Raw genomic sequence first — 14,292 nt, 5'->3', positions numbered from 1 at the left:
ATCAGCCCCGGGTCAGCTTCTTGTAGGTGGCGCGGTGCGGACGAGCGGCTTCCGCCCCGAGACGCTCGATCTTGTTCTTCTCGTACGACTCGAAGTTGCCCTCGAACCAGAACCACTTGGAGTCACCCTCGTAGGCGAGGATGTGCGTGGCGACCCGGTCCAGGAACCACCGGTCGTGGGAGACGACCACAGCCGCGCCCGGGAACTCGAGCAGCGCGTTCTCGAGGGAGGACAGGGTCTCCACGTCGAGGTCGTTGGTCGGCTCGTCGAGGAGCAGCAGGTTGCCGCCCTGCTTGAGCGTGAGCGCGAGGTTGAGGCGGTTGCGCTCACCGCCGGAGAGGACTCCGGCCGCCTTCTGCTGGTCCGGGCCCTTGAAGCCGAAAGCGGAGACGTAGGCCCGCGACGGCATCTCGACCTGGCCGACATTGATGTAGTCGAGCTCGTCCGAGACGACGGCCCACAGCGACTTCTTCGGGTCGATGTTCTCGCGGCTCTGGTCGACGTACGAGATCTTGACGGTGTCGCCGACCTTGATGGAGCCGGAGTCCGGGTTCTCCAGACCCTGGATCATCTTGAAGAGGGTGGTCTTGCCGGCGCCGTTCGGCCCGATGACGCCGACGATCCCGTTACGCGGCAGGGTGAAGGAGAGGTCGTCGATGAGGACCTTCTCGCCGAAGGCCTTGCTGAGGTTGTTGACCTCGACGACGACGCTGCCCAGACGCGGGCCCGGCGGGATCTGGATCTCCTCGAAGTCCAGCTTCCGCATCTTGTCCGCCTCGGCGGCCATCTCCTCGTAGCGGGACAGACGCGCCTTGGACTTGGCCTGACGCCCCTTGGCGTTGGACCGCACCCACTCGAGCTCTTCCTTGAGCCGCTTCGCCCGCTTGGCGTCCTTCTGCCCCTCGACCTTGAGGCGGGAGGCCTTCTTGTCGAGGTACGTGGAGTAGTTGCCCTCGTACGGGTGGGCGCGGCCGCGGTCCAGCTCGAGGATCCACTCGGCGACGTTGTCGAGGAAGTACCGGTCGTGGGTGACGGCGACGACGGTGCCGGCGTACTTGGCGAGGTGCTGCTCCAGCCACTGCACGGACTCGGCGTCCAGGTGGTTGGTGGGCTCGTCGAGGAGCAGCAGGTCGGGGGCCTCGATCAGCAGCTTGCAGAGCGCGACGCGGCGCTTCTCACCACCGGAGAGGTTGGTGACCGGCCAGTCGCCGGGCGGGCAGCCCAGAGCGTCCATGGCCTGCTCCAGCTGGGCGTCCAGGTCCCACGCGTTGGCGTGGTCCAGGTCGTCCTGAAGCTTGCCCATCTCCTCCATGAGCGCGTCCGAGTAGTCGGTCGCCATGAGCTCGGCCACCTCGTTGAACCGGTGGAGCTTGCCCATGATCTCGGCGGCGCCGTCCTGCACGTTCTCCAGGACCGTCTTGGACTCGTCGAGCGGCGGCTCCTGGAGCAGCATGCCGACGGAGTAGCCGGGAGAGAGGAAGGCGTCACCGTTGGACGGCTGCTCCAGCCCGGCCATAATCTTGAGAACGGTGGACTTACCGGCACCGTTCGGACCGACCACACCGATCTTCGCGCCGGGCAGGAAGCTCAGCGTCACGTCGTCAAGGATCACCTTGTCGCCGTGCGCCTTACGCGTCTTGCGCATGGTGTAGATGTACTCAGCCAAGAGAAACCGTCCGGCAGCTTGAATTCTGGCAGTGGGCAGATACACCCCATCTTGCCTGACGGCTAGCCCTGGGGGGAAACGCGTTCCGCGGGGCGGCGCTGACCTGGTGTTTTCGCGCCCCACCCCGTAGCTCCCCCGTCACCGTCGGTTGTCGTCGACGCCGAGCCGCGTCGGGCGGTGGGCAGGGGGGAGCACGGGAGGACAGACCCTTTGATCACTCTGGAGTTGCCAAGGATCGGTTCGGCCCGGGCTCGGTCGCCCGGCACCCGGCACCCGGTCAAGCTCAGTCCCGGGGCTGAGGCTTCCTGCCGACGAGGACGAGGGCCGCGCCGCCGATGACCACCAGGGCGATCGCCGTACCCGCGATCAGGGGGGTCGCGCTGGAGCCGCCCGTTTCGGCGAGGTTGGTGTCCGCGGCGGTGCCGCCGACCGTCGCGGGGCTCGGCTCGCTGAGCGTCTGCACCGCGTCGCCGGCTTCGCTGCCCTCCGTCCGGCAGTCCAGCACGCCCGTGAACCGCTTCTGGAAGCCGCTGGGTCCCGTGATGGTGAAGTCGTACGCCTGGTCCTCCTGCAGCGGGATCGTCACCGTCCGTGACTCGCCGGCCGCGATGGTGTGCTCGCTCCCCATGAGCTCGAAGGTGAACTTCTCGTCGCCCACGTTGGCAGCGGTGATCTCCACCCCGCCGTCGGCGCAGTTCTTCGCCGCCGACAGCGCCGGTATCGCACCCTGCTCACCCCAGACCGCGCTCGCCGTGGCGGAGACCGTCGACTCGCTGGAACCGGCCAGGATCTGCGTCTGGCTGCGGCTCTCGGAGGCGAAGGCACGGCCGACCGGCACCGTGGTGGAGGCCTGCACGGTCAGCTCGGCCGTGCCGGCCGTCGCGTCCTCGGGCACGTCGAAGAAGATCTGGCTGCCGTCCGCGGCGGACGTGAGCTTCTTGCCGTTCTTGCCCACGATCCGCACCCCGCTTGTGGCGGCGTCCGCCGGCGGTGCCACCGTGACGCTGCCCGCGTTGGTGTGCACCGTGACCGGGCCGAGCAGTTCGCCGGGGTGCCCGGAGACCGCGGGCGGGTCGAGGGTCAGCGACGCCTTCGGCTCCGCCAGGGCTCGGGCGCTCTTCTCGAGGTAGTCCGCGAGCTTCTCGGCCTGCGGGTCGACGGCGTCGACGTTCGCGCCGTCCGAGTAGCGCCAGATGGCCACCTGCGTGCCGGCGGCCGCGTCCTCCTCGGTGAGGCCACTGCGGACACCCACCTTGGCGGCCAGCGCCGCGAGGTCGTTGACCTGCGGATAGGAGTTCTGCAGGATCCAACGGATCCTGCCCGCGTCCTTGTTGACACCGAGCGAAGTGCCGCTCCAGGGCGTCTCGTGGTACTTGGAGTCCTTCTGCGTGGGGTTGTGGAGGTCGATGCAGTACGTCTGCAGCGTGCCGCCGCCCTCGACGGACATCTCGAACAGGCCCGCCGAGACCTGCAGGTCTCCGGTGACGTCATGGATCACGGCCGTGCCGTACGTCTTCAGGCCGCCTATGGTGGCGGTGGCGCCGCTCTGGTCCTGCGCGGTCGCGTCGGCGGCGGCCGCACCGGCACCGGCACCGGCCAGCACGCCCGCGGCGGCGAGTCCGGACACCAGCGTCAGGGCGGCGAGGCGGACAGCGCCTCGCCCGCGCACCGACAGTGCAGTGAACGAAGAAAGCACAGAGTTCCCCTTCGAGCAGGACCCGTTGACGTGGGGGGCAGGGTCCCACCAGCAGAATCAGAAGCCACGAGAGCCACGCTCGGCATCCTAGGGACGCGGCGCACCACGCTTCCCGGTGATGCCGTCGGATGGCCGATCCGACTCGGAATCGTTATCGCCAAGATCACGAACGGGCCGGGGCTTAGCGACAAATCCACCGGTTCGGTCGGGTTGTTCGACGTGCATTCACCGATAAGCCCGCGCCGGTCAGCGTGGTGCGAAACGCGACATCACGTCACCGCGACCGGTTCCAGGCGCTGTTGGGCGGCCTGGTCTGCGGAATCCCCCGCCGGCGTCTCCCAGTTGGGCTCCGTCGGCGGTGGTGCGGCCCCTGCCTCCGGCCGGGTCGTGCGACGGAACGCCGAGGTGCCGCGGGCGAGATCGTGGCCGATCGCCACCGCGTCGATGTCCGCAGAGGTCCAGCTCTGGGCCTCGCGCGCCTCCGTGCGCACCTTCAACCGGCCGTGCACGACGACGGGATCTCCCACCGACAGCGAAGCCCCCGCGTTCGTGGCGAGCTGCCGATTGGCCCACACCGTGAAGAAGTTGGTGTGCCCGTCCGTCCACGCGTTCTTCTCGCGGTCCCAGTACCGCGAGGTCACCGCCAACCGGAACCTCGCCGATGCGCCCGACGCCAGCTCCCGGTACACCGGCTGCGTCGCCACGTTGCCCACCGCGCAGACCATCGTCTCGTTCATCACGAACCCCTCCCTCGCCCGGCGCCCGCGCCGGATTCACACGCGTACGGGCCTCCCGTACGGCTGCGTCTGCCGTGCCGGCCGCGGGACACCATGCCCGCCGCCGTCACCGTGACCACCACGAGCCCCGTCGCCCGCCGCCGTCACGTCGGCGACCGTGTTCGTCGCGATCGCCGTGCAGCCAGACTGCCCCCGCCGGGCCGATCCCGCCGAGCGCTGTGGACCACCGCCCGCCTGGGGAAAACTTCGTCACCCGGACGAGGGAACGGCCCGCCGGCCTGAGCCCGGCAGGCCCAGACCGGCGGGCCGACCCAGCAGACCCAGGCGGGCGGGCCGGAACCCAGCAGGCACAGGCGGGCGGGCCCGACCCAGCGGCCCAGGCGGGCAGAGACGGCCGACAGGTACTGCCGGCAGATATGGCTGGCAGGCACGGACCGGTAGGCACGCCCGGCAGACATGGGCGGCAGGCTCAGACCGGCAGAGGCCGCCGCAGGTACGACCGGCAACGCCGCCCGGGCTGCCGGGCTACCCGGGCTACCCGGGCTACCCGGGCTACCCGGGCTCGGGCTACCCGGTGTGAGGGTGCCGGGCAGGGCGCCGGGCAGGGCAGGCCGCCGGGAGGCCAGGAGAGGCAGTCCGTTCGGAGGCCCGGAAAGACAGTCTCCCGGGGGCTCGGAAAGACAGTCTCCCGGGGCTCGGAAGGGCAGTCCGCCGGGGCCAGGAGACGCAGCCCGCCGGAAAGACCTCACCCCACCATGGCCTACCGCGCCGCGGCCCCCGCCCCGATGACCCGCCCGTACTGCTCCCGTACCTCCCGGTATCGCAGCAGCTCCGCCGCCAGCGGATCGAGGACCCGAGCGCGCCCGCACCCGGCGGCCGCCTCGCGCAGTCGCCGCTCCGCCTCCGTGCCGTACCGCCGCGCAGGTCCCCGCGCCGCCATCCGACAGCCCCACTCGACGAGCGGTCCCCCGACGATGCCGCACACCATCAGCAGCACCGGCACCCCCAGGTTCGGCGTCATGAATCCGATGATCTGGCCGAGCAGCCACAGGCCGCCCACGATCTGGAGGATCGTCATGGACGCCTGCGCCAGCACCGCCGCCGGCCACCAGCCGGGGCGCGGCGGGCGCCCGGGAGGCAGTCCCGCGCGCGTGGCCAACTCGTCCAACGCCTCGGGCAGCCCCTGGGAGCCGCGTACGGCCGCTTCCCGCACCGCCTGCGCCCAGGGCGCGGGTAGCCCCGCCGAGGCCCGGTCGGCCACCGTCCGTACGGCCTGCTCGACGCGCTGACGTGCCGTGGCCTCCTCGTCGGCCTGCGCCCGCAACGGGAGCCGTCCCGTGGTGGGTTCGCTCCGGTCCTGGTACCAGCGCCACAGCCGCAGCCAGGGCGTCCCGCACGCGCGGTTGGCGTTGCGCAGCCAGGCGCGCTCGGCCGCCTCGCCCGCAGCCGTGGCGCCCACCGAGTCCGCGAGCCGGGCAGCGAACTCGTCCCGCGCCTGCTCGCTGAGCCCGGTCCGGCGCCCGGTGGCGTAGACCGACCGCAGCCGCACCGCCGCGGCGTCCACGTCGGCGGCGATCCGACGCCCCGGGGCCCCGCGCTCGGTCACGAAGTGGCCGAGGGACTCACGCAGTTCACCCAGACCGTCCCCGGTGAGGGCCGACACGGCGAGCACGGTCGCACCTGGTTCGCCGTGCTCGCCCAGAGCGATCCCGTCCTCGTCGAGCAGCCTCCGCAGGTCGTCGAGGACCTGCTCGGTGGCCTCTCCGGGCAGCCGGTCGATCTGGTTGAGGACGATGAACATGACCTCCGCGTGTCCCGCGAGCGGCCGCAGGTAGCGCTCGTGCAACATGGCGTCCGCGTACTTCTCGGGGTCGACCACCCAGATCACCGCGTCGACGAGGGCCAGGACGCGGTCCACCTGCTCGCGGTGCTGCACGGCCGCCGAGTCGTGGTCGGGCAGGTCGACCAGGACCAGTCCGCGCAGCTGCGCCTCCGCCTCCGCACTCTGCACCGGGCGACGGCGCAGCCGCCCCGGGATGCCGAGCCGGTCGATGAGGCTCGCCGCGCCGTCGCTCCAGCTGCACGCGATGGGCATCGCGGTGGTCGGACGGCGTACCCCGGTCTCCGAAATGGTCACTCCGGCAAGCGCGTTGAACAGCTGCGACTTGCCGCTGCCGGTGGCACCGGCGATGGCGACGACGGTGTGCTGTCCGGAGAGCCGGCGCCGCGCCTGCGCCTCGTCGAGGACCCGGCCGGCCTCGGCGAGGGTCCTGCTGTCGAGCCGGGTACGGGACAGCCCGACCAGCTCGCGCAGCGCGTCGAGCCGCGACCGCAGCGGCCCGTCGAACGCCAGCGGCGTCATGGCCTGCGGGCTCGCGCTCGTGCTCGTCACCCTGCTCTCCGCCACAGGAACGTGCTCCCCGGCGGTGCCCTCGGTGACCCGCCGCGCGATCAGCCCGTCGTCCCAGGCACTCGCGGCCTCGGTACGTCCGGACTCAGGACGACCGGACTCAGGACGACCGGACTCGCTCTCGCTACGGCGGAATGCCGTACGACCGGATTCCGTACGACCGGATTCCGTACGACCGGGCTCCGTACGACCGGGCTCCGTCCGAGCAGAGCCCGTCCGAGCGGAGTCCGCGCGACCAGCTTCCGGACGAGCCGAGTTCACGCGCCCGGCTCCCGTGGGGCCGGAGTCCGTACGGCCCGAAGCCGCCCGCTTGGTCTCCGTACGGCTGGGACTGTCACCGTCGCCGTCCACTCCCGCGCCGCCGTCGTCGCCCTCCACGCGCACGGAGTCACTGTCCGGCTCGGCGTCGCCCTCCACGCGCGCGTGGTCGTCGTCGGCGCGTTGCCCCTCGCGAGACTCCTCGTCCGCCACGTGTCCCTCCGCGCGTTCGCCGTCCGAGGCGTCGTCCCCGGCGTGCTCGTCCTCAGCAACGCCCGCAGCGTCCTCGGTGTCCTCGGTGTCCGCAGCGGCCGCGGTGTCCGCGGCGGCCTCCACCGGCGCCGGTTTCCCGACCTCCTGGTCCGCCGCGTCCGCGTCCTCGACGCCCTCCCCGTCGTCCGTGTGCTCTTTCCGCACGGCGTGATCGCTGTGCTTGCCGTGCTCGCCCTGATCGACGCTTTGCTCTGCGTGCTCCGTGTGATCGGTGTGCTCCGCGTGATCGGTGTGCTCGGCGCGATCGGTGTGCTCCGCGTGCTGGTGGTGCTGATCGTGGTCATGGTCTGTGACGGCGGTCACCGGTCACCTCTCCTTCTGCAGTACGGACAGCGCGGCGATGAGCTCGGCCTGCGGTTCCGGATGGACCTCCAGCGCGTCGAGGGGAGCGAGGCGGCGTTCGCGTTCCGAGTGCATGACCCGGTCGAGGTGGTCGGTGAGCAGCCGTCCGGCGCGGTCGCGCAGCCGCAGCGCCCCGTGGGCGCCGATCCGCTCGGCGAGCCCCTCACCGGCCGGCCGCGCCCTGCGGCCGCCCAGCAGCGCGGTGGCGACGAGCGCGGCGACGACCTCGGGGTCGGGCGCCACGCTCCGTTCGAGGTCGAGCACCTCCTCCTCGGCGTACTCCTCCAGCTCCCGCCGCCAACGCCGTACGGCGATCCCGATACGGTGCTCGGCGCTCTCCGGGGACGGATCAGGTTCGTCGAGCTCCGGGGCGTCTGCCGCCGGTTCGCGTCGCCACGCCTCCTCGACGCGCTCGTCGGCGGCGGTGACGGCGCACAGAAGGAGCGCGCCGAGGCTTTCCATGAGGGCGTCGAGCAGTTCGCCCGCGGTGCAGTCCAGCGGGAACGCGCGCCAGCGCTTCAGGGCGTCGCCGGCGAGCACGGCCCCGGCCTGGAGGCGCCCGCGTACGCGCGCGTACTCGCTGTCGTACGCCCCCTCGACGGCGTTGGTCAGCCGCAGCGCGGCCGCGTACTGGGCCGCCGCCGCGCTGGCCAGCTCGGGCATCCTGGCCTTGAGCGAGTCGAGGACGCCGTGGGCCGTACGGGACAGGGTGTACTGCCGGGCGGCGACGTCCTCCACCTGATGGGCGAGCCAGGTCCGCAGCGGGGCGACGGCGGTGGCCGGCAGGAGGCCGCCGCCCCAGGCGGACTCGGGCAGTTCGGGCACGGTGAACCGGGGCACGTGGCCGAGTCCGGCCTTGGTGAGCAGCGCGCCGTACTGCCGGGAGACCTCGGACACGACCTGGTGGGGTACACGGTCCAGGACGGTGACGAGGGCGACGTCGTACTCCTTGGCGGTGCGCAGCAGATGCCAGGGCACGGCGTCGGCGTAGCGGGCGGCCGTCGTGACCATGACCCAGATGTCGGCCGCGCAGATGAGCTCCGCGGCGAGGACCCGGTTGTCGGCGATCAGGGAGTCGACGTCGGGTGCGTCGAGGAGAGCGAGGCCGGGCGGCAGTGTCTCGGCGGTTTCCACCCGCAGTACGCGCGCGGAGCCCCCACCGGGCAGCAGCAGGTCGTCGTCCGGCTCCTGTTGGGGCACCCACACGCGTGTGAGGTCGGGCAGTACGCGCATCCCGCTGAACCAGTGATGGTCCTCCGGATGGCACACCAGGACAGGGGTCCGTGTCGTCGGCCGCAGCACGCCCGCCTCGCTGACGCGGCGGCCCACGAGGGAGTTGACGAGCGTGGACTTGCCGGCCCCCGTGGATCCCCCCACGACGGCCAGCATCGGCGCTCCGGGCTCTCTCAACCGGGGCACCAGGTAGTCGTCGAGCTGGGCAAGCAGTTCGTCGCGGTTGGCACGCGCGCGTGGAGCTCCCGGCAGGGGCAGCGGGAAGCGCGCGGCGGCGACACGGTCGCGCAGGGCGGAGAGTGCGTCGAGCAGCTGAGGCCGTACGTCCAAGGTCACCACATGCGAAGAATGCCCAATTTTAGGGGAATTCTGAAGCATATGCGCATGTCTGCGCGCCGACAGGACACATCGGGCGGAAGGGATGACTGGGACGCGGGCACAGTCCAGGCATAACGAGTACACAACACCCGGTGCGCGTGGCGCCAAAAGCGGTGCACGATTCGTACCTGCCTGCGATTATCAGGACCGCTTCACCGAACCTCCACATCAAGCCACGGAGGCGAAGCAACAGGGACAAGTGCGCGGGAGCCCTATCCTTGTCCCCGGCAACGTCACGGAACGGCCCACGCCCGGGCACCCACGACAGAGGCCACCACACCCGGCCCCCGTAGCTCAGTGGATAGAGCAGGCGCCTTCTAAGCGCTTGGCCGCAGGTTCGAGTCCTGCCGGGGGCGCAAGTCTCCGCCCTCCCTTTGGGAGGGCGTTTTTGCTGTTCAGAGCGTGTATCGCTCGGCACGACGAAGCCCCGGGCGCCCCCTCGATGATCAAGGGTGGGCTCCGGGGCTGTCCGGCTGTCACCGGGTTTTCGCGGGTGGCTGTGTCGAATACGTGTCGAAGTTCTCAGCCGAGAGGGTCAGGACCCTCTGGAAGATCTCCGGCGGCTTCGAGCCGCTTCTTCAGGTCGGGGAGCTGCCCCTCGACGCATCGGGCGTAGGTGGCCAGCAGCACAGGGACGCTGTTCCCGGCCCACTCTGCGACCTGGGCGGGCGGGATCCCGTCGTTGAGCCACTTCGTGAGGCGCGTGTGCCGGTTGTCGTACACCCGCTTGCCCGTGGGCGACTCGAAGACGTGCGGGGGCAGGACGGCCTTGCGCGCACTGCGCCAGGCCCGGCGGATGACCGAACCCGCGAGGATGCCGCCCGTTTCACCCTGGAACAGGAGTTCCCCCGGCTTGAGCTGTTCGTCCTCGATGTGCTGCCGCAGAATTCGCGTCAGAGCGGGATGTCCCGGCGCGGTGCGCGTCTCGCCCTCGGCGCGGCCCTTCAGGTCGCGCGTCTCGTGGATCTCGCCGGTGTCGGTCCACTGCTTGCCGACCTCCGGGGTCGCCGTGTGGATCAGCAGCTCGCACCACTGATCCCCGTCCTCAGAGCCGGGAAGCGTCACGTCTTCCACTCGCATGGCTACGGCTTCCTCCGGGCGCAGACCGCAGTAGTACAGCGTGGCGAAGAACGCGTGCAGTCGCTTCCCTCCACGGGGCCGGCGCCGGATCCAGTCGAGGAGTGCGGCCGCCTGATCCGCGTTCATCAAGGACCGCTTGTCCACGGCGTTACTGGTCTTGGTGACAGCCGTCGACTCCTTCCCCTTGGGCAGGGGGTTGGTCCGCAGGACGCGCCGGCGGATCGCGTGCTTCATGACGACGTTGAGGATCCGGCGGTGGCGCTTCCTGGACCAGGCAGCCGCCTGCTTGCCGTCGAGGCGCGTGTCGATGGCTCGCAGGATCTCGTCGGCCTTCTCCGGGTCCTCCCAGGCCGAGACTGGAAGGGAGTTCCGTTCGACCCACCTGAGAATGGTCACCACGTCCCGGGGCGCTTCTGCTCGCCGGTTGGCGTTGAACGCCCATTCACGCACCGCGGTCCGCACGGCGACAGGGTCGAACTGAGTGGGCTGGACACGCAGCAGTGCGATGGTGGTCGCCGTGAGGGCCTTCGCGGTGTTCTTGCGGCTGTTCGCGCCGAGTTGAGGCCAGCGGAAGTCCATGTACTCAACGGCGAACTTGTACCAGCTCGTGGCGGCCGACTTGGAGCGATGAGAGACCGGCAGGCCGGTGGCAACGACGAACGCCTCCCCCTTGCCCGTCGCCTGTATGAGTTCGGAGCGGAATCCCTCGGCCAGCGCAGCGGTGCGGAAGGGCTCACGCCAGCGCTTGCCAGCAACCACCCAGCGCACTGTGTGCGTGGTCTTCCGGGCGCCCTTGTACGTGAGGATCTTGTAGATCTTGACGTCGTACGTGGTCTCCATCAGGCGGCGTCCTCACGGTCGTCGAGCCAGTGGTCGAGATCGCTCCGCCGGATCCTCAGGTCGCCGTTCGGGAGCTTGATGCAGCGCGGGGCACGTCGCTTCGCCCGCCAGTCGTAGAAGGTGGACCGGGAAATCTTCAGCTCCGTGCAGACTTCGGCAAGGGTGAGCTTTTCGTCTCGCGACCTGACAACGGGCGTCGTCACGGCATGGCTCCTTCCAGCTCTGTCAAGGCTTCGCGGGCGGTTTCGCGGTTGTGCTGGAGGGCGCGGGCGATGGTGGCGGCGAGGGCGGATTCGCCGGGGGTATGGCCGTGGCCGGCGTACTGCCAGTCGGCGAGGACGAGAACGGTGTCCGGCTCGACGTCGTCCAGGCCGAGGGCGGCGTGTTCCTGGGCGGCGCGGTAGTCAGCGCGGGCCTGGCGGAGTTCGCCGAGGGTGGTGGAGTAGCGGCGGGACTTGGAGGAGAAGTGACCGCGGAAGCCGAGCATGTGCGCCCAGGCCCACAGGCGCCGGTCGGGGTAGAGCGGATCGAGCTGCTTGCAGGCTTCGATCAGGCGGCGCGTGTGGTCGGGGACCTGGTGGCGGTCGAGTTCGCAGAGTTCGCCGATGCGGCGGTCGAGGGTGCCGGTGTTCTCGGCGGCTTTGGTGGCGTACTTGGCGACGTAGGAGGCGACGGCCTGTTCGGTGATGTCGGAGCCGTCCCCGAATGCCTTGATGGGCCGGACGTCTAGCTGGGTGCCCCAGCGGAAGGTACGGGCAGGTTGGTCGGCGGCGGCCGGGACCGACACCGAGGTGTAGGAGTGGGCGGCGGCGGCCTGAATGGCGTCGGTAAGCAGCTGGACGGTGGCCCAGGCAGGGGGCGGCGTGTCCGGGCCGTCGGGCCCGTCGAGGCGGATGACGGCGTGGAAGTGGAGGGCGCCGCGTTTTTGGAACTCGGCGACCTTGCCGTAGGAGAGCCGGGCGCGCTCCTTCAACTCGCGTTGGGAGATGCCGGCGCGGGCGGCGATTTCCCGGCGGAGGCGGTTGGTGAAGCGCTGCCACAGGTTGCCCGCGTGGTTGTTGAACAGGATGGCGCCCGCGTAGTCGTAGGTGGCCGGGTCGAGGGCGGTGCCGAGGCCGGGATCGTCGGTGGCGTGGCGGGTGCCGCAACGGCAGATGCCACGGTCGGGGCGGTTGTGGACGGGGCCGAAGGAGGGGGCGGTGAGGGTGGCGAAGACGCGGGGGTGGTCGCGGACGGTGGAGGGGATGTCGCGGCGGTCGTCTCCGGCGAGGCCGGCGCGGATGAGGTGGTAGGTGTCGCCCGCGTACGTCCAGGCGCAGGAGAGGCAGCGTGAGGCCCGCCGGTTGCCGCAGGCGAGGCGGAGGCGTCCGCCCGGCTCGCTGTCGGTGGAGTAGTGGTGCAGGGTCTCGCCGGTTGTCTTGTCCTTGGTGAGGGTCCAGCCGGTGAGGTGGATGGGGTCGGAGCAGCCGCCGGTGCGGCGGATCTGTTCGTGCCAGCGGTCGTAGTCGTCGGCCGAGGCCACCCTCAGCAGGTCGCCGAGGGTGACCGGGTCGAGCAGCTGGTCAGGCACGGGCGCCCTCCCGGGTGCGGGTGGGGCGGTTGGTGGTGCCGGTGCCGTGGCAGGCGGGGCAGTGCGCGGTGATGGTGTGCAGGTGGCCGCTGGCGTTACGGCCGCCGAGGGTGATGGCGACGCAGGCGAAGCCGTCGCAGGCCGGGCAGATCCTCGGCGGGGGCGGGGTGTGGTGGGCCATGATGGTGGTTCCTTTCGATTGCGGTTGGAGGGAACGGCCCGGGTGGCGGCGTGCTTGGCGGCTTGTGCGCCACCCGGTGTCCGGTCAAAGAGCGGTGCGGGAGCCCCGGCGGCCACGGCCTTTCGCCGCATACATGGCGGCGTCGGCGGCGGCGAGCGCATCCGCCAGGCAAGGCGCCGGCAGATCGGCGAGCAGGCAGGCCCCGACCGAGGCGGCCAGCGGCAGAGCGAGTCCGTCGTAGGACAGCGGCCGGTGCAGCGAATCGGTGAGCGCCTCGAGATCGGCGGCGGCCAGGTCCCGGAGCACGGCCACGAACTCATCCCCGCCCAGGCGTCCGGCGGTGCCGTTGTGTCCGCACCAGGTGCGCAGCCGGTCGGCGGTGGCGACGAGGGCGGCGTCTCCGGCGGCGTGCCCGTGGGTGTCGTTCAGGGTTTTGAAGTGGTCGAGGTCGACCAGGAGGACGGCGGCGGTGGGGTGCCGGCGGATGAGGCGTTCGGCGCGGGCGGTCCATCCGGCGCGGGTGTGCAGGCCGGTGAGCGGGTCGCGGCGGGCGGTGGCGAGGCGGCGGGCGAGGATGCCGCCGTGCACGGCCCAGCCCAGTAACGGCACGATGCTCGCGGCTGTCTGCGGATCCATGGCGTTTCTCCCTTTGGCGATGGCGGTTGGCTGACGCGAGCGGTCCCGGGAGCGGCGGCGTGCTTGGCGGCTTGTGCGTCGCCCCGGGGCCGTTCAGCGGCGGTGCTGGGAGGTGATGAGCGAGCGGATGACCAGGGCGCAGACGGCGATCGAGGCGGCGGTGACGGCGACCGCCAGGAGCATGGAGACCAGGACAGTGCCGACGACCAGGACCACAGCCGTGCCGCCACCGACCAGGGCGAGCACCGAGCCCGGGGTGAGCTGCACGGTGGGCCGGGAAGACGCCGGCACTTCCATCGGGGCGGCGGTCGGCTGGTGGTGGTCGACGGCGGTCGGTGTAGTCGGCAGCGGGACGACGGCGCCGGTCGGCGTCGGGTTGGCGGGGATCTTCGGGCGGAGCATGGCGGATCTCCCTTCACAGGCGGTTACTTGACGGCGGTGTCGATGACCGGGGCGAGGAGGCTGTCGGCGATGAGGTAGCCGCCCAGGAGCAGGACCAGGACCAGCCAGAGCGGCGGGCGGATGAGCTTGCAGCCGAGGTAGCCGACGACGGCGAGGGCGAACCAGAGCGGGACCTGCATGGCGGTGTCTCCTAGCGGACGCGGCAGCGGTGGGTGCGGGCGGCGAGCTGAGCGGCGCTCTGGCTGGTGTAGTCGGCCGACCAGCCGCAGCGGTCGTTGGTGCACACGGCGGCGTGCTTGGTGTGGCCGTGGCGGTCGCGGTGGGTGCCGATCTGTACCGGGCCGATCCGCATGACGGAGTGGAAGTGGTCGCGGGCAGGCATGTCAGTCGCGCTCCGTTCGGGTGGTCACCGGGTCGGGGAAGCTGGCGCGAATGCCGGCGGCGGTGGCCGGGTCGGCGGTGCGCTGGGCGGCTTCCTCGGCGAGCAGATACGCGAGGTAGGGCCGGTCGGCAGCGACCATTTCGCGGGCACCGTCGAGGTAGTCGGAGACGGTCAGGTCAGCGGGGTCACGTGTCATGGGTCTTGCTTC

14 protein-coding genes and 1 tRNA gene are annotated in these 14,292 nt (G+C 71.0%); 1 reads left to right on the top strand and 14 read right to left on the bottom strand.

What is annotated here, in order from left to right:
- Position 1: 1 nt before the first annotated feature.
- From ettA to OG985_RS30100, 5 genes are all read right to left on the bottom strand, one after another.
- Positions 2–1,666: an energy-dependent translational throttle protein EttA gene (gene ettA / locus OG985_RS30120; RefSeq protein WP_371671488.1), complete on the bottom strand. Its 1,665-nt coding sequence runs from the start codon at positions 1,664–1,666 to the stop codon at positions 2–4.
- Positions 1,667–1,949: 283 nt separating this feature from the next.
- Positions 1,950–3,362: a Cys-Gln thioester bond-forming surface protein gene (locus OG985_RS30115; protein ID WP_371671487.1), complete on the bottom strand. Its 1,413-nt coding sequence runs from the start codon at positions 3,360–3,362 to the stop codon at positions 1,950–1,952.
- Between the two features lie 269 nt (positions 3,363–3,631).
- Positions 3,632–4,099 carry a single-stranded DNA-binding protein gene (locus tag OG985_RS30110; RefSeq protein ID WP_371671486.1) on the bottom strand — a complete coding sequence of 156 codons (468 nt, stop codon included), beginning with the start codon at positions 4,097–4,099 and terminating at the stop codon, positions 3,632–3,634.
- A gap of 760 nt (positions 4,100–4,859) precedes the next feature.
- Complete coding sequence (locus OG985_RS30105; RefSeq protein WP_371671485.1) at positions 4,860–7,343, bottom strand: GTPase; 2,484 nt, start codon at positions 7,341–7,343, stop codon at positions 4,860–4,862.
- 3 nt (positions 7,344–7,346) lie between these two features.
- Entirely contained in the window at positions 7,347–8,954 is a 1,608-nt protein-coding gene (locus tag OG985_RS30100; protein ID WP_371671484.1) for a dynamin family protein, read from the bottom strand.
- 322 nt (positions 8,955–9,276) lie between these two features.
- Between OG985_RS30100 and OG985_RS30095 the strand changes: the two genes are divergently transcribed.
- A tRNA-Arg gene (locus OG985_RS30095) sits at positions 9,277–9,349 on the top strand.
- 166 nt (positions 9,350–9,515) lie between these two features.
- On the opposite strand, the gene OG985_RS30090 is transcribed toward OG985_RS30095, so the two are convergent.
- The 9 genes from OG985_RS30090 to OG985_RS30050 all read right to left on the bottom strand — a co-directional run bounded on the left by OG985_RS30090 (position 9,516) and on the right by OG985_RS30050 (position 14,280).
- Positions 9,516–10,913: a tyrosine-type recombinase/integrase gene (locus OG985_RS30090; RefSeq protein WP_371671483.1), complete on the bottom strand. Its 1,398-nt coding sequence runs from the start codon at positions 10,911–10,913 to the stop codon at positions 9,516–9,518.
- Positions 10,913–11,116 (bottom strand): helix-turn-helix transcriptional regulator, encoded by a 204-nt coding sequence (locus tag OG985_RS30085; protein WP_371671482.1) that lies wholly within the window; start codon positions 11,114–11,116, stop codon positions 10,913–10,915. Before OG985_RS30085 ends, OG985_RS30090 begins: the two co-directional genes overlap by 1 nt.
- Positions 11,113–12,483, bottom strand: a complete 1,371-nt coding sequence (repSA, locus tag OG985_RS30080; protein ID WP_371671481.1) for a replication initiator protein RepSA — start codon at positions 12,481–12,483, stop codon at positions 11,113–11,115. Before repSA ends, OG985_RS30085 begins: the two co-directional genes overlap by 4 nt.
- Complete coding sequence (locus OG985_RS30075) at positions 12,476–12,664, bottom strand: hypothetical protein (RefSeq protein WP_371671480.1); 189 nt, start codon at positions 12,662–12,664, stop codon at positions 12,476–12,478. Before OG985_RS30075 ends, repSA begins: the two co-directional genes overlap by 8 nt.
- Positions 12,665–12,748: 84 nt before the next feature.
- On the bottom strand, positions 12,749–13,300 hold the full coding sequence (locus OG985_RS30070; RefSeq protein ID WP_371671479.1) for a GGDEF domain-containing protein: 552 nt from the start codon (positions 13,298–13,300) through the stop codon (positions 12,749–12,751).
- A 93-nt stretch (positions 13,301–13,393) separates the two neighbouring features.
- Positions 13,394–13,702, bottom strand: a complete 309-nt coding sequence (locus tag OG985_RS30065; RefSeq protein WP_371671478.1) for a SpdD-like protein — start codon at positions 13,700–13,702, stop codon at positions 13,394–13,396.
- A 23-nt stretch (positions 13,703–13,725) separates the two neighbouring features.
- Positions 13,726–13,881, bottom strand: a complete 156-nt coding sequence (locus OG985_RS30060; RefSeq protein ID WP_371671477.1) for a hypothetical protein — start codon at positions 13,879–13,881, stop codon at positions 13,726–13,728.
- 11 nt (positions 13,882–13,892) lie between these two features.
- Positions 13,893–14,084, bottom strand: a complete 192-nt coding sequence (locus OG985_RS30055; RefSeq protein WP_371671476.1) for a mobile element transfer protein — start codon at positions 14,082–14,084, stop codon at positions 13,893–13,895.
- 1 nt (position 14,085) lies between these two features.
- Complete coding sequence (locus OG985_RS30050) at positions 14,086–14,280, bottom strand: hypothetical protein (protein ID WP_371671475.1); 195 nt, start codon at positions 14,278–14,280, stop codon at positions 14,086–14,088.
- Positions 14,281–14,292: the final 12 nt, after the last annotated feature.

It is taken from the genome of Streptomyces sp. NBC_00289, from assembly GCF_041435115.1.
Lineage (GTDB): Bacteria > Actinomycetota > Actinomycetes > Streptomycetales > Streptomycetaceae > Streptomyces.
The sequence above is the reverse complement of the archived record's forward strand: the minus strand, read 5'-3'. Positions and strand labels throughout refer to the sequence as shown.

Excerpts from the sequence above, each read along its gene's own strand:
- OG985_RS30050 (WP_371671475.1), bottom strand. The coding sequence starts at position 14,280 with ATGACACGTGACCCCGCTGACCTGACCGTCTCCGACTACCTCGACGGT.
- OG985_RS30070 (WP_371671479.1), bottom strand. The coding sequence starts at position 13,300 with ATGGATCCGCAGACAGCCGCGAGCATCGTGCCGTTACTGGGCTGGGCC.
- OG985_RS30060 (WP_371671477.1), bottom strand. The coding sequence starts at position 13,881 with ATGCAGGTCCCGCTCTGGTTCGCCCTCGCCGTCGTCGGCTACCTCGGC.
- OG985_RS30110 (WP_371671486.1), bottom strand. The coding sequence starts at position 4,099 with ATGAACGAGACGATGGTCTGCGCGGTGGGCAACGTGGCGACGCAGCCG.
- OG985_RS30075 (WP_371671480.1), bottom strand. The coding sequence starts at position 12,664 with ATGGCCCACCACACCCCGCCCCCGCCGAGGATCTGCCCGGCCTGCGAC.
- OG985_RS30055 (WP_371671476.1), bottom strand. The coding sequence starts at position 14,084 with ATGCCTGCCCGCGACCACTTCCACTCCGTCATGCGGATCGGCCCGGTA.
- OG985_RS30065 (WP_371671478.1), bottom strand. The coding sequence starts at position 13,702 with ATGCTCCGCCCGAAGATCCCCGCCAACCCGACGCCGACCGGCGCCGTC.
- OG985_RS30090 (WP_371671483.1), bottom strand. The coding sequence starts at position 10,913 with ATGGAGACCACGTACGACGTCAAGATCTACAAGATCCTCACGTACAAG.